Here is a 21,357-nt window from a genome sequence, read left to right as displayed (position 1 = left end):
ATGTTACAAGATTTTTTATTGTTTCGTTAATATTAAATCACTTTTTGGTAAAAATATAGGTATATCATGAATGTTTTTATAATTAAAACATTGATCATCCCAATAGCTTCGTAATGTAAAATAACAGTAGGTTAATTGATTGGGCTGACCATTTATACGTCTTAAATCAAACTCAGCATCTAAATTGCAATGCTCTGCTTTTGCATCTTAACTAAAGCTGAACATTCCATTTTTTTTAGCCAATCCTAAAATTAAATAATCATCGTAATTTATTGCATTTAAATTATCATACAGAATTTGATTCGATTGCAAATCTAAAACTTTCAACTTAACTTTTACAATATCTTTATAATAGTAACTCCCATTTGTGGTTCCATCATAACTACTGAGATGATGTGTAAATTTCACAAATTCAAAAGTATATTTTTTATTATTTAAGGTTCCTTCCCATCTGCCCACGTAATAATCCAGTTCATTATTTAAATCCTTAAAATATGTACCATTTGGATATTCAAAAGTTAATCCATTTAATGGTGCTATTTGACTTTTACAAGAAATTGCTGTAATTATCAGTAAATATTTTAAAACATGTTTCATTTATTGTTTTATCAAAGTATAACTTCCTGATGGCAAAGCAAAATTAAAAACTGGTTCAGGATCTGTAGAGTTATAGTAAACTGTATTACCTAAATCTAAATCGATTTTTATTTGTTCTTGACCACTAACTACTTCTCGTTTTATTATTAGTCTTCTTAAATAAATATTATTAATATCTTTTAAGGTTATAAAAAGCCTTTTTTCGCCTGGAGTACATGTGCTGCATGGGGGATGTGAATTGTTTAATAAATAAGCATTACCACTAATATAATAGCTACCAGCATATGTATTTGCAGGTAAGGTATTAGGTAAAGTGTTTGCAATAGTTACTCCATTTACTATATATTCATAACCACCGTATATAACATCTTCTGCATATTTTCCGTTATCTTTTATTTTCTTATCAAGAATAATCTTTAAACTAGTATTTCCGTTGGTATAAATGTATGTGCCAATAAAAGGATTTAAAAAGTTATTTATATCTTTAAAATAGGCACCTTGAGGGTAATTTCTGTATGTTCCTTGGTTTTCTAAATTAATTATTTGTTGTGCATTACAGTTTACAAAAAGTAAAAGAAATGTTAATAAAGTTAAATTTTTCATATTCATTTGGTTTTAATTGCAAGGTATGTTAGTTATAGGGCTTGTAGCACTGTTAGATAATGTAGGTTTATCCCAATTAGTTAAAGAGGCATTTGCTTTGTACAGAGTTGCACCACAACCCGCAAAATAATTTAAAAAAGGAACCTCTTGATTAATGTTAAAGTTCTGTAAATTATATTTATGTTGCTTTGCATTCATTATGTCTAATATTGTTCTTAAACGTTGTTCATCTGTTGTTAATCCAGCTAAATCTTGAGGAGTAATTGTATTCGATATGTCATTTGTTAAATAATTTGAAAACATATCAAAATCATCAATCTTTAAGGCATACAATTGGTTGTTACCATTGTTGTCTTTGCAGACTAAATAAACTGCTACTTCTTCAAGAAGATTTGTTTGAGCATTTTGATAATATTGTTGTAAACTAAAAAGGTCTTCCCAAGAGAACATTGGGTTTCCTCCTGGGTATGGGTGAGTGTGTATACTTGCAAAATAGTATTCACCAACTTTAATGGTTATTTTGTTTGATGAAGAGTTGTTTGATTGAGTAGATGTATATATACCATTTTCTTTTTTAAAGAAAAATCCAAATTCTTTATTTTGATTCAAATTATTTTTTAAAAAATCATTAATTCCTGGACTCTTAAGCTTTATTCCTGTTACTCCTGATAAGTGTTTTTTTAAATTTGTACATGGATTGTTTTGAGCTTGATCTATTATAGGACAATCAACCCTTGGGTCACATGGAGGTGTTGGGTTTGAATAAATTGGGGTATTTCCTGAGCCAGATGAACCGCCTGGATTACTTGGTGTTGATGGCGTAGTTGGGATCCCTGTTGCTCCACCACCTTGAAAATCAACACAAACTTCTTCAGAAAAGTTTACTATTTTAGCTCCAGAGCAATATTCTGTAGCTCTATGGGGTTGTGAAAAAATGCCATCTCCTGCGAGTTCATAACACATTGCATAATGATGTGTATAACATATATCGCCATATCTTGCCATAATGTTTCCTGAATAAATAATCGGTTTTATTGCTACATTAGCTGTAAAAGAGACCGAATTATGAATTGTAGGTTCAATTTGGGAAGTTAAGTTATATTTAAAAATATAAGCTTTTGTTTCGTTTGTGAATTTATTGGTATTGAGCACTAGATTTTCAAAATAATTACCAGTTTTAAGTGTATCACTTTTAATAAGCAAATTATAAACAAGTAATGAATCTGATTCCATTATATTTATTGGAGTATCGTAAATTGTAAAACCATATTCATCTTCCATTTGAGTTCGACCCAATTCGTTTATTTTATTTACTTTTTTCTTCGGAATTTTGCTAAAGGCTTTAGTGAAGTTTTTCTCGGTAATTAGTTCTTTATAACTCTTAGAACTTCTTTTAAAATTTTGTGAAGTATTTGTTATTTCAATATAATCTTCTTGTACTTCACATGATGAGAATATCATTACCAGAATTGATAAATAAGGTAGAATTTTAAATTTCATTATTATTTGGTTTGTAAAAAAAACGATTAAGAATCAAATGTAAGAAAAAACCTCTAGCAAAAACTAGAGGTTCAAATATTAAAATTTAATTGTTTTTAAATCCCATTTATAATCCCAATAAAATCATCTGCTTTTAACGCAGCACCACCAATTAAACCACCATCAACATCTGGTTGAGAAAAAATTTCTCTAGCATTGTCTGGTTTTACACTTCCTCCGTAAAGGATTGAAACATTATCAGCAATAGTATTTCCGTAACGTTCTAAAATAGTCTCACGAATAAATTTGTGCATTTCTTGTGCTTGTTCTGGACTTGCAGTTTCTCCTGTCCCAATTGCCCAAACTGGTTCGTAAGCTAAAATGATGTTTTGCCAAGCATTTTCACCCAAGTGAAATAAAGCATCTTTCAATTGATATTCCACCACATTAAAATGTTGTTTGTCTTGACGATCTTTCAATTCTTCTCCAAAACAAAAAATAATTTTTATCTCGTGTTTTAAAGCAGTATCTACTTTATTGGCCAACAAGGCATCTGTTTCATGAAAATAAGCACGACGCTCAGAATGTCCTAGAATCACTGTTTTAATCCCTATGCTTGTTAGCATATCAGCAGAAATTTCCCCTGTAAAAGCACCGCCTTCTGCCTGATGCATGTTTTGAGCAACAACCTCTATTGCTGTCTCATTCGTTTGATTTACGGCTTGCGCCAGATTTACAAAGGTTGGTGCTATGATAACCTTAGCTTCTGTCTGAGGTAATTTTTCTAATAATTCAGTAATTAATTCTTGTGTTTGCACAGCATTTTTGTTCATTTTCCAATTGCCGGCTACTATTTTTTGTCTCATGTTATAATGTTTTTAAGAGTCCGTCCACTTTTTCGTGGTCAGTTTCTATTGCTCTGTATAATGCAACTTTGCCTGATTTGTCTATGATGATGTATCTAGGAATCCAATCCAGATTTACTGCTTTTCCAAAGGTTCCTTTCATGCCACCGTCCATTAAATAATGATCGCCAGTTAATTGATGTTTTTCAATTCCTTTTAACCAAGCATCAGGGGTTTTATCTGCCGATAAAAACACAAAATTTACATTTGGATTATTTGTTTGTAATTCTTTTAGTTTTGGTATGTTTTTTACACAATCGCCACACCATGACGCCCAAAACTCAATTACTGTCGTTTTGCCTTTGTTTTTATTTATAATCTCTTGAAAAGAAATTTCGTTACCATCTTTATCTTTTAAAATTGAAGCTAAAGCTTCTTCAGAGAATTTGTTTTTTTGATTCTTTGCTGAATAGGCAAATGCTAAAAGGATTCCTCCTATAAGTAATATTATTACGGCTATTTTTTTCATCTGTTGTTTTTTATTAGTTTGTAAAGCCATTTTAAAGACAATACAGAATTGACAAGTATTGCAAAAAATCCAATTAATTGATTTGATGGTATATCTAATATTTTTTTCTCAGATTTTATATTAAATAATAAAATGCCCAGAATAACAAAAGCCAAAGAAAGTCCTAGATTTAAAATTACTTTATGATTTTTTTGAACTTCCATATCTTATAATTTTATTGAATCAATATCATTATAATGTGCTTTTTGTGTCACAGTTCCTTTATTTAAAACAATAATACTTGGATTTGCTCTTTCAATTGTTTTAATCGTTGTAGGGTCACAAAAATAGAAATCAAAACTTAAGCCATATTGCTTTTTTACTTTTGAAATTAAATCATTTGCAGAACCAGTTAAAGCGAATACTCTGTATCCTTTTGATTTTGCATTTTGATAGAAACTTTCTAATTTTTGAAGTCCTTCAGCGGAAGATTTATCTAAATTGTACATAGTAAAGAAAACAACTTTTTCTTCAGAAAGGATTTGATCTTTTTCATCAACTCCATCTTTTTCAAGACTAAAATCATGAATAGGAGGTACATAGCCTTCTTTGATTAATTTGTCAATTCTATCAACAAATTTTGCGTTTGGAGGCAAATTCATTAATTCTTTATCTGAGAATTCTTTTTTAACTCCGTTCACTTCATAAATGAATTTCATTTCATATTCAGATTTTGGAGCACCTTCAGGTATTTCCATTCCTTTTTGAATGTTTTTTCCAACGGCAAATGCTCTAAAATCGATTACTGGTAAATGATTCAAAACATAATATCCTAAAAAACAACTTCCTAAAATTGATAGGAAAGATAAAGTTGTCGCTACTTTATTATTGATTAATGAAGTGATGTGTTTTACACCTGCCATTAAAATCAGAATAAAACCTAATAAAACAACATCTTTAGTAAAAGATTCCCAAGGAGTCAATTTTAAAGCATCACCAAAACAACCACAATCTTTAACTACATTAAAATATGCAGAATAGAAAGTTAAAAAGGTGAAGAAAACGATTAGACCAAATAAACTCCAAACCGTAAATTTAGATTTATATCCTGCTAATAGCATAACACCTAAAACTACTTCAAGTATAACAACAAAAAGTGCTATAGCTAAAGTAAAAGGGAGTAGAAATGGTATGTTGAATACTGTTTCACCAAAATATTCATCTAACTTATAAGAAAATCCAATAGGATCATTAAGTTTAATTAATCCAGAGATGATAAATAATACGCCAACAAACAGACGTGAAAAGTGTACTAGATATTTCATGTTTATTTTTTTAAATCCATATGAATTAAGGCAAAAACCGAATAGTTAATCATGTCCTGGTAATTGGCATCAATACCTTCAGATACTATTGTTTTTCCTTTATTGTCTTCAATTTGTTTAACTCTTAAAACTTTTTGTAGAATTAAATCAGTTAATGAGCTAACTCTCATATCACGCCAAGCCTCACCGTAATCATGGTTTTTGGCTTCCATTAAATCTTTTGTCAATTTGATTTTTTCATCATAAAGTCTTACAGCTTCATCAACATTTAAATCGGGTTGGTCAGCAACTCCGAGTTCTAGTTGAATTAATGCCATGATTGAATAATTAATGATTCCGATAAACTCAGAAGCTTCTCCTTCGTCTACTTTTCGAACCTCATTTTCCTGTAATGAACGAATGCGTTGTGCTTTTATAAATATCTGATCGGTAAGTGAAGGCAATCTTAAAATACGCCAAGCACTTCCATAATCTTGTAATTTTTTGGTGTATAAATCACGACAAATTGCAATGATTGCGTCGTATTGTTGTGAGGTGTTACTCATTATTAATTTATATTTGTATCAAGTTTGTCCAAAAATAGCCTTTTTTGTTTATAATTTATTTAAAAAAAATATAAAAATGACCATCAACTGCAAAGGAAACCTTATTGATTTGAGTAAGCCCAAAGTCATGGGAATTTTAAATGTTACTCCAGATTCTTTTTATGATGGAGGTAGATTTTCTTCTGATTCGATTGTTTTAAATCAGGTTGAAAAAATGCTAAAAGAAGGTGCTACTTTTATTGATGTTGGAGGACAAACCACAAAGCCAACAGCTGATTTGATTACTGCTGAAGAAGAATTACTACGCGTAATTCCAGTAGTAGAATCAGTTTTGAAGAATTTTCCCGAAACCTTACTTTCTATCGATACATTTTATGCTAAAGTGGCTGAAGAAAGCATTAAAAGCGGAGCAGCAATTATTAACGATGTTTCGGCTGGGAATATAGATTCAGAGATGTTGCCAACTGTTGCAAAACTTCAAGTGCCTTACATCATGATGCATATGAGAGGAACTCCTCAAACCATGCAAAAATTGACTACTTATGATGATTTGGTCAAAGAAGTATTATTTTATTTTTCTGAAAAAATAAGTACTGCAAGAACTTTAGGAATAAATGATATTATTTTTGATCCAGGCTTTGGTTTTGCAAAAACAACTGAACAAAATTTCGAATTGTTTTCTAAACTAGAGTTATTTCAAATGTTTGAATTACCAATTTTAGTTGGTGTTTCTAGAAAATCAATGATTTATAAAACACTTGAAACAACACCACAGAATGCTTTAAATGGAACAACAGTTCTTAATACATTAGCCTTGAGTAAAGGTGCTAACATTTTAAGAGTTCATGATGTAAAAGAAGCAGTAGAATGTGTGAAGCTTTTAAATAAGTTTAATTAACTCAAAAAGCCTTCAATTTGCGGAATAGTGTCTGGAGCAACGGGTCTTCCGTTTTTGATGGCTACTCCAGTTACTTTAGCAGATAAAATGGCTTTGTTGTCAGCTAATCTTATGATATCTTGATGGAAAACCACTTTTAAATTTCCTTCTTTTTCAGCAGAAACTTCAATTTTGAATTTGTCACGACTTACTAACGAATTTTTAAAATTCATTTCGATAGTTTTTACAACTAACATAATATTGTTTTGAGCAAAATCTACAAAATCAATTCCATGATGATGTAAAAATTCATGGCGTGCATGTTCTAGATAATTTTGATAAACAGAATTATTCACGATGCCTTGAACATCTAATTCGTAGTCTCTTACGTCTAATTCAATTGAAAATTTTTGCATTTTTAAATAATGATTTATACTTCTTCGTGGTTAATAAATTGTGCTTCGTATAGTTTTTTGTAATAGCCGTTATCTTTCTGTAGTAATTGTTGATGGTTTCCTTCTTCTACAACTATTCCTTTGTCTAATACTACGATTTTATCTGCATTGATAACAGTAGCTAAGCGATGCGCAATAACAATAGATGTTCTGCCTTTTGTTAAGGTATCAGTCGCTTTTTGAATTAATTCTTCTAAATATGCATCAATTGATGAAGTAGCTTCGTCTAAAATTAAAATACTCGGATTGCTAACATAAGCTCTTAAAAAAGCGATTAGTTGTCTTTGACCAGAAGATAACATTATTCCTCTTTCTTTTACATCATAATCGTAATTACCAGGCAAACTCATGATGAAGTTGTGCGCTCCAATTTCTTTTGCCGCAGTAATAACTTCTTCTCTCGATATGTTTAGGTTGTTTAGTGTTATATTGTTGTGAATAGTATCTGCAAATAAGAAAACATCTTGAAGTACAATAGCAATTTGTTTGCGAAGACTCTCTAAAGTGTACTCATTTATATTATGACCGTCAATGCATATTTCACCCGATTTTATTTCGTAAAACCTGTTTAGTAAATTAATGATTGTCGATTTTCCTGCTCCAGTAGCTCCAACAATAGCAACAGTTTGTCCTTTATTGATGTGTAAATTGATGTTTTTTAGGACGTCTTCATCTTTTTTGTATCCAAAAACAACATTTTTAAATTCGATATTTCCTTCAAAATTAGGAGCTGGTTTTGTGCCATCAGTTTCAATGTGATTATTATTATCCAAAACTTCAAATACACGATTTGCAGCAATCATTCCCATTTGCATTTCGTTGAATTTATCAGCAATTTGACGAAGCGGAGTGAAAAATATTGAAATGTACATCGTGTAAGCAAATAAATCACCTTTAGCTGTAAAAGGATCATGGTTTAGTACCAAAATTGCTCCATAATAAATAATGAAGCTTAGTGTTAAGGAGGTAACAATATCTGCAATTGGGAAAAATATGGAGTTGTACCAAACGTTTTTCACCCATGCTACTCTGTGCTTATGATTTATTTCTTTGAATTTTTCATATTCGATATCTTCTCTTGTAAAAAGCTGAACGATTTTCATTCCGGTTACTCTTTCTTGAACAAAGGTGTTCATTTCGGATATTTGATTTCGAACTTCTTCAAAAGCATCTTTCATTTTTATTTGAAAAACCCTTGTCGCATAGATCAAAATAGGCATCGAAAATAAAACAATCATTGTAAGCTTCCAGTTCATGTAAAACATGAAAATCAAGATAGCAAACATTTTCATTAAGTCACTTATAATCATAAATAGCCCTTGGCTAAATATTCTGGCGATTGCTTCAATATCTGAAACAGTTCTTGTTACTAATTTTCCAACGGGTTCATGATCATAATAACTCATTTTAAAGCTTGATAAATGCTTGAAGAGTTTAATTCGAATGTCTTTAATAATATCCTGACCCAACCAGTTTGCCCAGTATACAAAATAGAACTGTGCTAAAACCTCAAGAACCAGTGTGATTCCCATAATGGTTAACATTAAAATGAATCCGTTGTTGTTTTTTGGGAAAACGTAATCGTCAATTATATTTTTTAAAAGATAGGGGCGAAGTGCAGCAAAAATAGAAAGCAAAATTGCCCAAATAATTACACTGTTGTAGCGAAATTTATATGGTTTAGTGTATTCTAATATACGTTTAAAAAGTCGTGTATCAAATGTTTTCATCGTTGTTGATGTACGGATATTTTATTTGTGTTAGAAATAATCCTTGTGCTGGTACTGAAAATCCTGCTTTTTTTCGGTCTTTACTTTCTATGATAGTAATAAAATCTTCAATTGTTATTTTGTGCAATCCTATATTTACTAATGTTCCGACAATAGCGCGAACCATATTGCGAAGAAACCTGTCGGCAGTAATTGTGAAAATCAATTCATTGTTTTTTACTGTCCAATATGCTTCTGTTATGTCGCAGTTGTATGTGAAAACGTCAGTATTTGATTTTGAAAAGCATTGAAAATCAGTAAATTCTAATAACTTTTTCGCAGCTGTATTCATAGCTTCAATATCTAACTTTTGCTGAGAATACCACGTTAATTCATTGTTAAAAACATCTTTTACAGTTGAAATGTGGTAATGATAGGTTCTTGAAGTAGCGTCAAATCTAGCATGAGCATCGTTGTGAACTTTTATAATATTGAAGACAGCAATGTCTTTTGGTAAAAATGAATTTGCCTTGTATTTGAGTTGGTCTAAATCGAAAAGTTTCTCGGTATCAAAATGACCATACATTTGAGAAGCATGAACACCAGAGTCGGTTCTTCCAGCTCCAACAATATCAATTTCGTCTTGTAAAAGGGTAGAAAATACCTTGTTTAAGATTTCTTGTACTGATATGGCGCTTGGCTGGTATTGCCAACCGTGATAATGAGTCCCTTTGTAAGCGAATTCTATAAAATACCTCAATGTAAAATCTTTTTTGCAAAGATAATGTAATTGATGCAGGAATAAAATGTTTTAAAGTACTCCTTTTGTTGGCCTTTAGTCCGATGGGAGTAAGGTGCCGTGCACCACGGACAGCGGGAATTACGATAGCTGAAAAGCCTTATGTGTATGCTTCAAAAAAAAAACAGAGAACCGAAGTTCTCTGAATTTATAGTAAGTAGATGATTGTTAACGTCTTCCGTGTCCATTACCATGTCCTCTTCCGTTTCCGTGTCCTCCTCTGTCATCATCATCGCGATCTCTTTTGTAATAACGTGGACCATTATCGTAATCTCTATGTTGAACTACAGCTACATGTTTGCTTCTTCTGTATTGTGGACCATAGTATTCTTGGCGATAGTTACGGTATCCATCTCTGTAATACATACGACGGTGATCGTTAAAATATCTCCAAGGCGAATGTCCTCTGTAATCAATAACTACGTAACGAGCTCTGTTTATATCATATCCATGGCAATATTCAGGTAAATATCTTGAACGAATCCATCCATTAGGTCCCATATAAAGATACACAGATGCATAATTATCGTAATAACACTCTAATTCTGGTAAGTAAACATATTGAACTCTTTCGTCATGATGATCGCACCAGTCACGAGGTCCTCCAATGTTTAAACTAACTGATACTTGTGCACTAGATTGCAACGCAAAAAGTAGTATAAATGTTCCTAAAATTAATTTGATATTTTTCATAATCTATGGTTTTAAGTTATGGGTAATACTATAACGAACTTGTTTGGGTAATATTATCCAACAACTGTGCCAGAAAAATTATGAAGAGGTTTTAAAATTGAAATTTTAACAGATACTGATAGACTTTTTCGGTAGGTAAACCAACTACATTTGTATAAGATCCTTCTATTTTTGAAATCCCGATAAGGCCAATCCAGTCTTGGATTCCGTAGCTTCCTGCTTTGTCAAGAGGTTTGTATTTTGTAATATAATATTGTATGCTTTCTAAGGATAATTCTGCAAAAGTAACTTTTGTTATATCGTGTAAGATTTCGGTTTTGTTTTTTGTTTTAAAGCATACAGATGTAATAACATCGTGAGTTTTTCCTGATAGATTTTGGAGCATTTTGATAGCATCTTCTTCGGAAGTTGGTTTTCCTAATGTTTTTCCATCCAATAAGACTAAAGTGTCACTTGTAATTAGTAATTCGTCTGAATCTAAATCATTAAAAGCATTGGCTTTAAGCTCTGCTAAATAATTTGTGATTTCATAAGATTGTAGGTGAGGCGGGAAGACTTCTTTAACTTCACGTATTCTTATTTCGAATTCTAAATCTAAATCTTTGAAGAATTGTTGTCTTCGTGGAGATCCAGAAGCTAAGATTATTTTGATGTCTTTAAGTTTATTATGCAACATAATATTTTATGTTTAATCCAATTACTCCTATGCAAAGAATTCCGAAGAATATGATTAGTTTTAAAACATCACTTAAATGTTTAAAATCTTTTTTGGTTTTAGCTGCACTAACTTTAATCATAAAATAAATTAGAGGACCAATTAAAAAAGCCAATATATAAATAGTCGCATATTGCAAGTGAAATAAATAGGTGTAAGTATAGTATAAAATACCTACAAAAGGTAAAACTGATAAAGCTAAAGTAACTTTTGCTGTTCTTGTAGTTCCTAAAACAATAGGTAATGTTTTGATACCATTGTTATAATCACCATTGATATCTTCAAGGTCTTTGACTATTTCTCTAATGAAGTTGATAATAAATGCAATAATGGAAAAATCAACAAGAATAGAGAAAGTCATTTTCATTTGAGGCTGGTTACCAGTATGGGTAACAGGGAAAATGTCTAATAATCCAACTATTATAATGCTAAAAGCAAGTAGGAAGGCGACAACGAGATTTTTAACTAATAATATTTGTTTAAAGTTTGTTGCATATATATAAAGTAATGCAGCACAAAGAATGAAAAGCGTTACGAAACTTGGTTTTTCAACAAAGTTTGACAAATAAAATCCAATACCCACACCAACAATTGTAAAGCCAACATACAAATTGTAGGCTAGTGATTCGGTAATTTGAGTGCCAACAATTACTCTTTTTGGATTATTTATTTTATCTGAATCTTGATCATTAATATCATTAATAATATATCCACCAGCAGCAATACAAATTGTAGAAAGTATTAGTAAAAAGTATTGCCAATCATTTAATGCTAAATCTATACTCTGTACTTTTAAAAAACCATACAAAACAATTAATTGCATTAAAGCAATTAGAATTAAATTTGGATATCGAATAAGTTTAAGATATTTCATTTTATGTTATTAATCGTGTTTTCCGTTAAAGTAAGTATTCCATTTATCTTGAACTTTCATCACTTGTTCAATCACATCCCTAACAGCACCTTTACCGCCATTTTTGTGTGAAATGTAGTTAGATATTTCTTTTATCTCTGGGCTTGCGTCTTGCGGGCATGTTGGTAATCCTACTAATTTCATTACGTGATAATCTGGAATATCATCACCCATATACAATACTTGTTCGGGTTTGATGTTATAAATGTCACAATATTCTTTAAAGGTTTCTACTTTATCTGGAGATCCTAAATAAATATCTTTTATTCCTAAATTACGAAGTCTAATACGAACGCCTTCGTTGCTTCCTCCAGAAATTATGCAAATATGATAATTGCTTTCTATGGCTGCTTTCATTGCAAATCCGTCACGAATATTCATTTCGCGGAGCATTTCGCCAGTTTGAGAAACATGTACAGTTCCATCAGTTAATACTCCATCGACATCAAAAATAAATGTGGTGATGTCGTTCATAAGTTCTTTATAGCTTTTTGACATGGGTGTCTATAATAGATTTTGTTAGTAATTTATAGATTTCTTTATTGGTTTCGTTTGATAAAAAATTCAAGTGTGTATTAATGGTTTCGGTATCATTTCTTTTAGCAGGTCCTGTTTGTGCTTCAATTGGAGAAAGAGTTTTGATTTTATTTGCTGTTTCTTCAATAAGTGGGTGAAGAATTTCAAAAGGAATATTGTTTTGCATACAAATTTCATTTCCTATTTGGTACAAATGATTTACAAAATTACAAACAAATACTGCCGAAACATGAATGGCTTTTCGCTGTTCTGACGTTATTTTTATTGCTTTTTCAGATATAGTTTGCGCTACTTTCTGTAAAAAAGTATAATCTTCTTCATTTTGAGCTTCTAAACAAATAGGGATTTCTTTAAAATCGACTTCTTTACCTTTTGTAAAAGTTTGCAAAGGATAAAAAACACCTTTTCTGTTTTTATTATTTAAGATGTCCATTGAAGTTGTCCCCGAAGTATGTACAACTAGTTTATTGTTAAAAGGTAAATTTCCTGAAACTTCTGCAATCGAATTATCTGTAACAGATATAATGTATAAATCAGCCTCTTTAATTGCAGTTATATCATTAGTTACTTTTTCTGAAGAAATAATTGAATTATCTAAATTGTTACTTCTTGAATAAACTTGAATCACTTCAATATCTGTACTTTTTTTAAAAGCTGAAATCAAGTGTTGCGCGACATTTCCTGAACCAATAATTACTATCCGAATCATTTGGCTAAAATAATAAAAAGGTTTCACTAGAGTAAAACCTTTTTATAACTAACAATAAATTAAGTATGAAATAATTTTTTAAGAATCATTATTTTTTAATGAGCAGCATAGAAAATATAACCTCCAGATATCCAACTTCCGTTGCTGTAATTCCAGTAACCGTCCCAATCACCACTAGCAGGCATGGTTGCATTACCGTCACCATTAGTGTCTCCACCTTTTGAGTCATCTTTAATGGAAGTAAATACAGCTCCAGTACCAATATTTACAGTTCTTGAATTGCCTTTTGAGATTCCCGCACTAGCGCCAGCAAATTTTACTATAACATTAGGTCCTATATTAACAGTGTCTGTGGCACCGCTACCACCTCCATTAAAAAACGCAGAAACTACATAAGGTACTTCACTAATATTCCAAGAAACCGTGGCTCCTTGATTAGTGGTGTTGTACAACCAAATACCATTTCGGGCATTTTTTTGATTGACATTAGCGGGGTTATGAAAAATATTATTTGTGTTTAAAGTATAATATGAATTTAAATAAATAGGTCTATCACAATCGTAGAAAGCATTGTTTGTAAATTTAGAAACTGTGTTGTCAATCATATATGATCCACCATGAAAAGCAAAAGCTGTCGAATTAGAACTTGATAAAGAATGCACGAAAGTACAATTGTCAAATTCAAATTTATAACCAACTACACTAATTAATACTGAATTGTTGTAACCTCCATCGTTTCCTCCTGCATATAAAAAGTCACAATATTTAAATGATGTTGTAGCTGAACTATTTAAGTACAAACTTTTCCAATCTCCTTTTTGTGGTAATGTTGCATTTCCATCATTATTAGTGTCCCCACAAAAGCTATCGTCTGAAAGTGAAGTAAAAACGATGCGATTAGTACTTGTGCCGTTAGCTATAATTGTTCCGCTAGAATCAGTTCTTAAAGTTGCATTTTGAAGTTTAATGATTGTACCTGGTTCAATTGTTAATGAAGATGTTACAGATACATTGCTGGTAAGAACATATACTTTATCAGATGTCCATGTAGTTGGAGAAGAAATAGTACCTGAAACATTAACAATTTGACAACCTGATGATCCTAAAGTTGTAAAACTTTTATCCTCTCCATACACTGTTTTTTCGGATGTTTTAGCATAAGCTCTAACATGATAAGATGTTGCTGGATCAAATCCAGAAAAGTTATCAGAAAAGAAATTATTTGCCAAATCAATATTGATTGTCATATCGTTAGGGTCTTCAAGTGTTGGGTTAATGTCATAAGAAATACAAATCCCTGTTTCTATAATTGGTTTATCTCCAACGATTAATACTTTGCCTCCTAATGTTGCAGTTGTTTCTGTAATGTCTGATGGAATGTTTGTTTCAACTTTTAATTGTTCAATTGGAGTAGTCTCGCTATCTTCTGAACACGAATTAAATGCAACCATGCATATTGATAAAAATAATAGTTTTAGTGTTTTCATGATTTTTTAGTTTACTAATTATGATGTAAAATTACTTTTGAGAGTATCACCTGTCAATCAACCTTTTGTACCATTTTTAAAATGAGAAAGGGAGTAAATAATAAATTTGCTCCCTTTCTTTAAAAATTAAAATTTGTTTATAATGGAATATTGTATTCTATTGTGGTTCCTTTTCCAATTTCGGAGTTTATGTTGTAACTGCCTCCAAGTTTTTCAATTCTTTTAGCATAATTATTCAAACCGTTTCCTGGATACTTTTTTGAACTGTCAAATCCTTTTCCATCATCTGATATGATAATTTTTAGTTTTAAATCAATTTCAAATTTCAAATAAATATTTTTTGCGTTTGAGTGTTTAATGGCATTGTTTATTGTTTCCTTAACAAGTAAATAGGTGTTTCTGTTTCGCATCCATCCAAAGCTTATGTTGGGTATTGTTTCAGGTAGTTCACCAGTGAAGTTTATGTTGGCGTTTTCTACCATTTCATAAGAGTTTGAGCGAATGTGATATATTAGTTCTTCAAGATTTTGATTATTTTCATTAAGAGCCCAAATTATTTCACTCATTTTCCCAATAGAATCGTCACTTATTTCGGTTACTTTATTTAAACCTTCTTGAGGAGGTGTATTTCCTTCCTTTATCGAGTTTATAATATATCTAATTCTGCTCAGTCCTGTGCCTACATCATCGTGCATATCACTAGCTATACGAAGTCGTTCTTCTGCTACAGCTGTTTTTTGTTGTTCTATAAGTAGTTCTTTTTTTGTTTTGAAATTTTTAAACTGTAGGAATGCAAAATATGCCAAACTCAATAAAATGAGACTTAATGTTAGCATTATCCAAAAACGACGTTTTATTTTTAAGTTTTGAATATCATTCTCTTGAGTTAGGTTTTTAATTTTAAGTTCTTTTTTTTCGGTTTCATATTTGAGCTTAAGATCTTCAATTTTATTTCTTGTTTCATCTAGTTTTATAACATTTGAGATAGAATCTGCTTTAAATTTTAGATAACTTCCCTTTGAAGGATTTTGTTTGCTAAAAGCTATTTCTGATAGTAAAATTAATGTTTCGTATAATCTAGACTTGTTTTCATATTTTTCTGCCTCATTGAATGAATTTAAAGCATAAAACTGTGCTTTATCATAATCTTTTTGATGTAGATAGTAAATTCCGAGTCCTTTTAAAGCAAGTATTTTACTTTCTAAAAAATTTATTTCCTGAGCTATTTTAAGAGCTTCTTCGGCATAGGGTTTTATCTCATTGAATTTTCTCGATTTTATTTTTAAATCACAAATATTAAGTAATGATGTTGCATATAAATTCTGGTTGTTTATTTGTTTGCTTTTAATTAAAGCTTCATTTAGTGGCGCTTCAGCTTCTTTAAGGTTATCTAAAAAAATATATGCAATGCCTTTGTTGTTGAGAGCCATACATAATTCATTAACCATATTTAATTCTCTAAAAATTGTTTCGGCTTTTTTAGAGTAATATAAATATTTGTCATTTTGACCAAGTTCATTGTAAATTACACCTATGTTTAAGTATAAATTTGCTTGATATTGGTTTATGTTTAGTTTTTTAAAAATTTTTGATGAAGCAATCATATAATTTATTGCCTCTTCATATTTTCCCATCAACTGATAAGAAGCTCCAGTATTTGCATAAGCTTTTCCTATGTATTTATTGTCTTTTAGTCGCTTTGCTAATGCAATAGCCTTTTTGTTTAAAAAAAGCGACTGTTTGAAGTCACCTTCATTGTTTAGGATGAAAGTATAGTTCGCAATAAAATTTAATTCACCTCTAACATAATTTAATTGTCTACTCAAATCGCGAGCTTTGAAATAATAATATTTAGAAGAATCAATAATGTTTCCTTCATATTGTTGTCCTATGTCTATATATAATTGAACTAATGAAGTGTCTTTTTTTGTTTTTATTAATGATAATAAGCTGTCTTTATTCATAAATGTTTGTGAATAAAGAGTATTAAAAAGCAAGAATAAAAACAGCAAAAAAGTTTTTTTAAGATTCATTGATCGTAAATTTATCGTCCCAACATTTTGTTTATGGCTTCAGTTTTATTTTGTACTTGTAGTTTTTGATAAATATGGTTCAAATGTCTTTTAACCGTACTTATAGAAATATTTAGTTTATCTGCGATTTCTTTATATAAAAAACCTTTACTTAATAATACTAAAACTTCATGCTCACGTTTACTAATTAAATCTAAAACATTATTTTTAGAAGCATCATATGAAAATGAACTTAAAACTTTTCGAGCTATTTTAGGCGACATTGGACTTCCGCCATCATAAAGTTCTATCAATGAATCTATGATTTTTTCTGGAGATGTATTTTTTAGTATATATCCACTAGCTCCCGCCTTTAAGGCATCAAATACCTGGTCACTATCTTCATATATAGTAAACATTATAAATTGTATTTCAGGAGAATTTGGTTTTATTTCCATCAAACAATCAATTCCAGACTTTTGTGGCAAATTAATGTCAGTCAATACCAAACTTGGATTCAATGAAGGGATTTCGTTTATAGCGTCTTCAGCATTAGTGAAACTTTTGAGTAGATTAAAACGATTGTCTTTTTTAATAATTGATTCTAATTCGTTGAGAATGTCTAGAATGTCTTCAATAATACAAATTGTAATCATTTTGAATGAGTTATATTTTACAAAGTAATGTTTTTAAAGATAATTATTCAATTGTACAAAAGGTTGATTTTTTTAATTTACATTTTTTAACTATTAAGTTGTTGATAAATAATTTTTTAAATTTTTTACAAAAACATTTTTTTGTTATGTTTGGCAAATATTAATTTTAACCCAATGACCATGAAAAAAATCATTACAGCTCTTGCACTTCTTTTAAGTTGTATGGCATTTAGCCAAATTAAGGTATTACCAACTACTCCTTTAGAAAAATTAGGAAGAGTAGGTACAAATGATGTTTATATTCAAAAAGAAGGATCACAGTATACTTTTTTCTATAAAAATATCGAAAACAAAGAAGATGAAAGCATTAGAAACTTTTCATTTAAAAACGTTGAGAATGATTTTGAAAATTTCTATAAAATTATCATTGATGGATTTAATGCAAACCCAATCTATGATATTAAATTAGAATTACCTAACGATTATGTTTGGTTACATTACACAAAAACAACAAGTAAATTAGGAGTTCAATTCATGACTACTAACAAGGTTACTCAATCTACAGGAATTTCTCAAATAATGTCTGTTGAAGATGTGAAAAAACTTTTCGAGAAAATCTAATTATCAATAAAGTTTTAAAAAAAGGCGAAACATTTGTTTCGCCTTTTTTGTTTTTTTTAACATGATAAAGTTCCAACCAATAATGCTTTACAATAACAAATTGAGTATTTTTGTTGCACTAAAAATATAATCCAAACTAATGGACAAAAAAATATTCTCCTTCCTATTTTCAACAAAACTTATGGCTGTTTTATTTATTGTATTTGCAGCAGCCATGGCAGCAGGAACTTTTATTGAAGATGCTTACAATACAGACACAGCTAGAATCATAATTTACAATTCCTGGTGGTTCGAAGTAATCATGTTTTTCTTTATGATTAACTTTTTAGGTAATATAAAAAGATATCAGTTGTATAAAAAAGAAAAATGGGCAACTTTAACGCTGCATCTGTCATTTATTTTAATTCTTTTGGGAGCTTTCGTAACAAGATATATTAGTTATGAAGGAATGATGCCTATAAGAGAAGGAGCTACTGAAAGTCAGTTTTTTTCTGACAGGACTTATCTTACTCTGTATGTTGATGGTCAACATGAAGGTGAAACTAAAAGACGAACATTTGAAAAACCGTTACTGCTTTCTGGAGCTGTAGATAACACTTTTACAGACGAGTATCAGTTTAGTAAAATTCCTTTTAAAGTTGAGCTTCTAGATTATATTATGGGAGCAAAAGAAACCATAAAACAAGATGACAAAGGCGTTTTATATCTAAAAATGGTTGAAGCTGGTCAAGGTGGTCGTCATGAACATTATTTGAAAGAAGGGGAAGTTCAAAGTATTCATAATATTTTATTCGCGCTCAATAAGTATACAAAAGGAGCCGTAAATATTACTATAAATGATAAAATCTCTACAATAGAGACACCTTTTGATGGTAATTTCATGCGTATGGCTGATCAGTTCAAAGGAAATGTTGTAAAAGATACTAAAGCTGATTTAATGTACCGATCATTGTATAATGTAGGAGGAGCACAGTTTGTATTTCCAGAAGCCGCATTAAAAGGAATCAAAGAGTATAAATCTAACGGTGATTATAAGGATAAAGAAACGGATGATGCTTTAGTGTTAAAAATTTCTAACCAAAATCAAGAAAAAACAATCACATTATTAGGTTCAAAAGGAAAAATAAGTGAGCCACAAAGTTTTAAAATTGGCGATTTAGATTACACTGTTATTTTTGGTAGTAAAGTATATGACTTACCTTTTAAAATAAAGCTTAATAAATTCATTGCGTCTAAATACCCTGGAACAGAAAAGAGTTATTCTGCTTTTGAAAGTCAAGTAACAATTCAAGATGAGAAACCATTTGATGCTCGAATTTTCATGAATAATATTTTAGATTATAAAGGATATCGTTTTTTTCAAGCAGGCTTCGATCCAGATGAAAAAGGAACTAAATTATCAGTTAACCATGATTTTTGGGGAACTTGGATAACATATATAGGATACTTTTTATTATATTTTGGGATGATGGCAATTTTATTTACCAAGTATTCTCGTTTTGGGGAACTTAAAGAAAAATTGGATAAAATACGAATTAAAAAATCGGCACTTTCTGTAATCATTCTATTATTTTCATTCGCTGGTTTTGCACAGCATGATAATCATGCACACCAAAAGGTTACTGAAAAACAAATAGATTCCATACTAAATAAATTTTTAGTGCCAACAGAACACGCAGAAAAGTTTGGACGACTTGTTATTCAGGATGAAGGTGGTCGTATGAAGCCTATCAATACTTTTTCATCTGAATTACTTCGTAAAGTAAGTAAAAGTGATACGTACAAAGACATGAATGCTGACCAAGTATTTTTGTCAATTACGCAATTTCCACAAGTTTGGTATGAAGTACCAATTATTTTCTTGAAAAAAGGAAATGATAGTATCAGAAAAGTTATTGGAGTAGATAAAGAAGCAAAGTATGCTAAAATGATTGATTTTTTTGATGAAAAAGGAAATTATAAGTTAACTAATCAAATAGATAAAGCATACAAAGCAGCTGTGCCAACTCAGTTTGAAAAAGATTTTATCGATGCAGATAGAAAAGTAAATCTTTTGTATTCGGCTTTAAGTGGACAAATATTAAAGATTTTTCCTAAACCGTATGACAAAAACAATAAATGGGTAAGTTATCTTGAACTCAATGAGACAACTAATACGGCTTTAGATACAATAAAAAATGTATTACCATTTTATTTAAATTCGTTAGATAAAGCCGCTTTATCAAACGATTATAAACTGGCTAATAGTTTAGTAGTTGGATTAGATAAGTACCAGAAAAAGTATGGCTATGAAGTTCGACCTACAGACAAACAAATTGGTCTTGAAGTAGCATATAATAAATATGATGTCTTTAAAAAGCTTTATTCTTGGTATATCTATGCGGGATTATTAATGTTTTTATTTGTAATCATTAATATATTCAACAAAAAGAAATGGGTTTCAGTTACTATTAATGTTTTTCATGGAATCATCGCTTTGTTGTTCTTATTGCATACAGCTGGATTAATTGCCAGATGGTATATTTCTGGACATGCACCTTGGAGTAACGCCTATGAGTCAATGATATATGTGGGTTGGTCAATAATGTTCTTTGGATTGGCTTTTGGTAGAAAATCCAAATTAACTGTGGCATCAACAGCATTTGTTGCAGCTATGATTTTAATGGTGGCACATTGGAGTTGGATGGATCCTGAAATTGCGAATTTGCAACCTGTACTAAATTCTTATTGGTTGATGATTCACGTAGCAGTGATTGTGGCTAGTTATGGTCCTTTTGCATTAGGAGCAATTTTAGGTTTGGTAGCTATGTTATTGATGCTGTTTACTACTAAGGAGAATAAAAAAGTAATGGATCTTAATATTAAGGAAATAACTTATATTAACGAAATGGCGTTAACCGTTGGTTTAGTGATGCTTACAATAGGTAACTTTTTGGGAGGTCAATGGGCAAATGAAAGTTGGGGACGTTATTGGGGTTGGGATCCAAAAGAAACTTGGGCGTTAATCAGTATAATGGTTTATGCTTTTGTAATTCATATGCGTTTTGTTCCTGCTTTGCGTGGCAAATTCATCTATAATTTCATGAGTGTACTAGCATTTGCTTCTATTCTAATGACTTACTTCGGGGTTAATTTTCACTTAAGTGGTCTGCATTCATATGCTTCTGGTGAGAAACAAAATGTTAAAATTTATGGATATGTGTTAATTTTTTTCATAACGTTTTCGATAATTGTTTATATTAGACGCAAGCTAATTGAAAAAACCAAATAAC

At 30.5% G+C, this 21,357-nt stretch carries 22 protein-coding genes; 3 read left to right on the top strand and 19 right to left on the bottom strand.

Translation table 11 applies throughout. The features are described 5' to 3' along the window. Positions 1 to 207 precede the first annotated feature (207 nt). The 8 genes from LJY17_RS07250 to LJY17_RS07215 form a co-directional block, all read right to left on the bottom strand. Positions 208 to 597: a DUF6705 family protein gene (locus LJY17_RS07250; protein ID WP_264543179.1), complete on the bottom strand. Its 390-nt coding sequence runs from the start codon at positions 595 to 597 to the stop codon at positions 208 to 210. Next, on the bottom strand, positions 598 to 1,200 hold the full coding sequence (locus LJY17_RS07245) for a DUF6705 family protein (RefSeq protein ID WP_264543178.1): 603 nt from the start codon (positions 1,198 to 1,200) through the stop codon (positions 598 to 600). A gap of 12 nt (positions 1,201 to 1,212) precedes the next feature. After that, positions 1,213 to 2,700 carry a hypothetical protein gene (locus LJY17_RS07240; protein ID WP_264543177.1) on the bottom strand — a complete coding sequence of 496 codons (1,488 nt, stop codon included), beginning with the start codon at positions 2,698 to 2,700 and terminating at the stop codon, positions 1,213 to 1,215. Between the two features lie 95 nt (positions 2,701 to 2,795). Next, the gene (tpiA, locus tag LJY17_RS07235; protein WP_264543176.1) at positions 2,796 to 3,545 is read right to left on the bottom strand and encodes a triose-phosphate isomerase; all 750 of its coding nucleotides are present in this window, start codon (positions 3,543 to 3,545) and stop codon (positions 2,796 to 2,798) included. 1 nt (position 3,546) lies between these two features. After that, positions 3,547 to 4,053 carry a TlpA family protein disulfide reductase gene (locus tag LJY17_RS07230; protein WP_264543175.1) on the bottom strand — a complete coding sequence of 169 codons (507 nt, stop codon included), beginning with the start codon at positions 4,051 to 4,053 and terminating at the stop codon, positions 3,547 to 3,549. Then, positions 4,050 to 4,256, bottom strand: coding sequence for a hypothetical protein (locus LJY17_RS07225; protein ID WP_264543174.1), 207 nt, complete (start codon positions 4,254 to 4,256; stop codon positions 4,050 to 4,052). Before LJY17_RS07225 ends, LJY17_RS07230 begins: the two co-directional genes overlap by 4 nt. A gap of 3 nt (positions 4,257 to 4,259) precedes the next feature. Beyond that, the gene (locus LJY17_RS07220; protein ID WP_264543173.1) at positions 4,260 to 5,357 is read right to left on the bottom strand and encodes a BT_3928 family protein; all 1,098 of its coding nucleotides are present in this window, start codon (positions 5,355 to 5,357) and stop codon (positions 4,260 to 4,262) included. Positions 5,358 to 5,359: 2 nt separating this feature from the next. Then, the gene (locus LJY17_RS07215) at positions 5,360 to 5,902 is read right to left on the bottom strand and encodes a DUF1599 domain-containing protein (RefSeq protein ID WP_264543172.1); all 543 of its coding nucleotides are present in this window, start codon (positions 5,900 to 5,902) and stop codon (positions 5,360 to 5,362) included. A gap of 76 nt (positions 5,903 to 5,978) precedes the next feature. On the opposite strand from LJY17_RS07215, the gene folP reads away from it, so the two are divergent. Further along, a complete protein-coding gene (folP, locus tag LJY17_RS07210; protein WP_264543171.1) occupies positions 5,979 to 6,800 on the top strand; it encodes a dihydropteroate synthase in 822 nt (273 codons plus the stop codon). On the opposite strand, the gene LJY17_RS07205 is transcribed toward folP, so the two are convergent. The 11 genes from LJY17_RS07205 to LJY17_RS07155 form a co-directional block, all read right to left on the bottom strand. Then, positions 6,797 to 7,195, bottom strand: a complete 399-nt coding sequence (locus LJY17_RS07205) for an acyl-CoA thioesterase (protein ID WP_264543170.1) — start codon at positions 7,193 to 7,195, stop codon at positions 6,797 to 6,799. The genes folP and LJY17_RS07205 overlap by 4 nt on opposite strands. A gap of 14 nt (positions 7,196 to 7,209) precedes the next feature. Next, positions 7,210 to 8,964, bottom strand: a complete 1,755-nt coding sequence (locus tag LJY17_RS07200; protein WP_264543169.1) for an ABC transporter ATP-binding protein — start codon at positions 8,962 to 8,964, stop codon at positions 7,210 to 7,212. Continuing rightward, entirely contained in the window at positions 8,951 to 9,703 is a 753-nt protein-coding gene (truA, locus tag LJY17_RS07195; RefSeq protein WP_264543168.1) for a tRNA pseudouridine(38-40) synthase TruA, read from the bottom strand. The genes LJY17_RS07200 and truA overlap by 14 nt, the downstream gene beginning before the upstream one ends. A gap of 207 nt (positions 9,704 to 9,910) precedes the next feature. Beyond that, a complete protein-coding gene (locus tag LJY17_RS07190; RefSeq protein ID WP_264543167.1) occupies positions 9,911 to 10,435 on the bottom strand; it encodes a hypothetical protein in 525 nt (174 codons plus the stop codon). Positions 10,436 to 10,526: 91 nt separating this feature from the next. Continuing rightward, positions 10,527 to 11,111 (bottom strand): Maf-like protein, encoded by a 585-nt coding sequence (locus LJY17_RS07185; RefSeq protein ID WP_264543166.1) that lies wholly within the window; start codon positions 11,109 to 11,111, stop codon positions 10,527 to 10,529. Continuing rightward, positions 11,101 to 12,024, bottom strand: a complete 924-nt coding sequence (locus LJY17_RS07180) for a geranylgeranylglycerol-phosphate geranylgeranyltransferase (RefSeq protein WP_264543165.1) — start codon at positions 12,022 to 12,024, stop codon at positions 11,101 to 11,103. Before LJY17_RS07180 ends, LJY17_RS07185 begins: the two co-directional genes overlap by 11 nt. A gap of 9 nt (positions 12,025 to 12,033) precedes the next feature. Further along, positions 12,034 to 12,561 (bottom strand): KdsC family phosphatase, encoded by a 528-nt coding sequence (locus LJY17_RS07175; RefSeq protein WP_264543164.1) that lies wholly within the window; start codon positions 12,559 to 12,561, stop codon positions 12,034 to 12,036. Then, complete coding sequence (locus LJY17_RS07170) at positions 12,545 to 13,309, bottom strand: Rossmann-like and DUF2520 domain-containing protein (RefSeq protein ID WP_264543163.1); 765 nt, start codon at positions 13,307 to 13,309, stop codon at positions 12,545 to 12,547. Before LJY17_RS07170 ends, LJY17_RS07175 begins: the two co-directional genes overlap by 17 nt. Before the next feature lie 95 nt (positions 13,310 to 13,404). Continuing rightward, a complete protein-coding gene (locus LJY17_RS07165; protein ID WP_264543162.1) occupies positions 13,405 to 14,796 on the bottom strand; it encodes a hypothetical protein in 1,392 nt (463 codons plus the stop codon). Positions 14,797 to 14,933: 137 nt separating this feature from the next. Next, complete coding sequence (locus LJY17_RS07160; RefSeq protein ID WP_264543161.1) at positions 14,934 to 16,760, bottom strand: tetratricopeptide repeat-containing sensor histidine kinase; 1,827 nt, start codon at positions 16,758 to 16,760, stop codon at positions 14,934 to 14,936. Between the two features lie 80 nt (positions 16,761 to 16,840). Further along, entirely contained in the window at positions 16,841 to 17,464 is a 624-nt protein-coding gene (locus LJY17_RS07155; protein ID WP_264543160.1) for a response regulator, read from the bottom strand. A gap of 180 nt (positions 17,465 to 17,644) precedes the next feature. On the opposite strand from LJY17_RS07155, the gene LJY17_RS07150 reads away from it, so the two are divergent. Beyond that, a complete protein-coding gene (locus LJY17_RS07150) occupies positions 17,645 to 18,085 on the top strand; it encodes a hypothetical protein (RefSeq protein WP_264543159.1) in 441 nt (146 codons plus the stop codon). Between the two features lie 139 nt (positions 18,086 to 18,224). Continuing rightward, complete coding sequence (gene ccsA / locus LJY17_RS07145) at positions 18,225 to 21,356, top strand: cytochrome c biogenesis protein CcsA (protein ID WP_264543158.1); 3,132 nt, start codon at positions 18,225 to 18,227, stop codon at positions 21,354 to 21,356. Position 21,357: the final 1 nt, after the last annotated feature.

The sequence above is a fragment of the Flavobacterium hankyongi genome, from assembly GCF_036840915.1.
In the GTDB taxonomy this organism is placed as follows: domain Bacteria; phylum Bacteroidota; class Bacteroidia; order Flavobacteriales; family Flavobacteriaceae; genus Flavobacterium; species Flavobacterium hankyongi.
This window is presented reverse-complemented; position numbering and strand designations above follow the sequence as displayed.

Excerpts from the sequence above, each read along its gene's own strand:
- LJY17_RS07245 (WP_264543178.1), bottom strand. The coding sequence starts at position 1,200 with ATGAAAAATTTAACTTTATTAACATTTCTTTTACTTTTTGTAAACTGT.
- LJY17_RS07150 (WP_264543159.1), top strand. The coding sequence starts at position 17,645 with ATGAAAAAAATCATTACAGCTCTTGCACTTCTTTTAAGTTGTATGGCA.
- LJY17_RS07165 (WP_264543162.1), bottom strand. The coding sequence starts at position 14,796 with ATGAAAACACTAAAACTATTATTTTTATCAATATGCATGGTTGCATTT.
- LJY17_RS07200 (WP_264543169.1), bottom strand. The coding sequence starts at position 8,964 with ATGAAAACATTTGATACACGACTTTTTAAACGTATATTAGAATACACT.
- LJY17_RS07205 (WP_264543170.1), bottom strand. The coding sequence starts at position 7,195 with ATGCAAAAATTTTCAATTGAATTAGACGTAAGAGACTACGAATTAGAT.
- folP (WP_264543171.1), top strand. The coding sequence starts at position 5,979 with ATGACCATCAACTGCAAAGGAAACCTTATTGATTTGAGTAAGCCCAAA.
- LJY17_RS07240 (WP_264543177.1), bottom strand. The coding sequence starts at position 2,700 with ATGAAATTTAAAATTCTACCTTATTTATCAATTCTGGTAATGATATTC.
- LJY17_RS07225 (WP_264543174.1), bottom strand. The coding sequence starts at position 4,256 with ATGGAAGTTCAAAAAAATCATAAAGTAATTTTAAATCTAGGACTTTCT.
- LJY17_RS07250 (WP_264543179.1), bottom strand. The coding sequence starts at position 597 with ATGAAACATGTTTTAAAATATTTACTGATAATTACAGCAATTTCTTGT.
- LJY17_RS07160 (WP_264543161.1), bottom strand. The coding sequence starts at position 16,760 with ATGAATAAAGACAGCTTATTATCATTAATAAAAACAAAAAAAGACACT.
- LJY17_RS07190 (WP_264543167.1), bottom strand. The coding sequence starts at position 10,435 with ATGAAAAATATCAAATTAATTTTAGGAACATTTATACTACTTTTTGCG.
- ccsA (WP_264543158.1), top strand. The coding sequence starts at position 18,225 with ATGGACAAAAAAATATTCTCCTTCCTATTTTCAACAAAACTTATGGCT.
- LJY17_RS07155 (WP_264543160.1), bottom strand. The coding sequence starts at position 17,464 with ATGATTACAATTTGTATTATTGAAGACATTCTAGACATTCTCAACGAA.
- LJY17_RS07215 (WP_264543172.1), bottom strand. The coding sequence starts at position 5,902 with ATGAGTAACACCTCACAACAATACGACGCAATCATTGCAATTTGTCGT.
- tpiA (WP_264543176.1), bottom strand. The coding sequence starts at position 3,545 with ATGAGACAAAAAATAGTAGCCGGCAATTGGAAAATGAACAAAAATGCT.
- LJY17_RS07175 (WP_264543164.1), bottom strand. The coding sequence starts at position 12,561 with ATGTCAAAAAGCTATAAAGAACTTATGAACGACATCACCACATTTATT.
- LJY17_RS07185 (WP_264543166.1), bottom strand. The coding sequence starts at position 11,111 with ATGTTGCATAATAAACTTAAAGACATCAAAATAATCTTAGCTTCTGGA.
- LJY17_RS07170 (WP_264543163.1), bottom strand. The coding sequence starts at position 13,309 with ATGATTCGGATAGTAATTATTGGTTCAGGAAATGTCGCGCAACACTTG.
- LJY17_RS07230 (WP_264543175.1), bottom strand. The coding sequence starts at position 4,053 with ATGAAAAAAATAGCCGTAATAATATTACTTATAGGAGGAATCCTTTTA.
- LJY17_RS07180 (WP_264543165.1), bottom strand. The coding sequence starts at position 12,024 with ATGAAATATCTTAAACTTATTCGATATCCAAATTTAATTCTAATTGCT.
- LJY17_RS07220 (WP_264543173.1), bottom strand. The coding sequence starts at position 5,357 with ATGAAATATCTAGTACACTTTTCACGTCTGTTTGTTGGCGTATTATTT.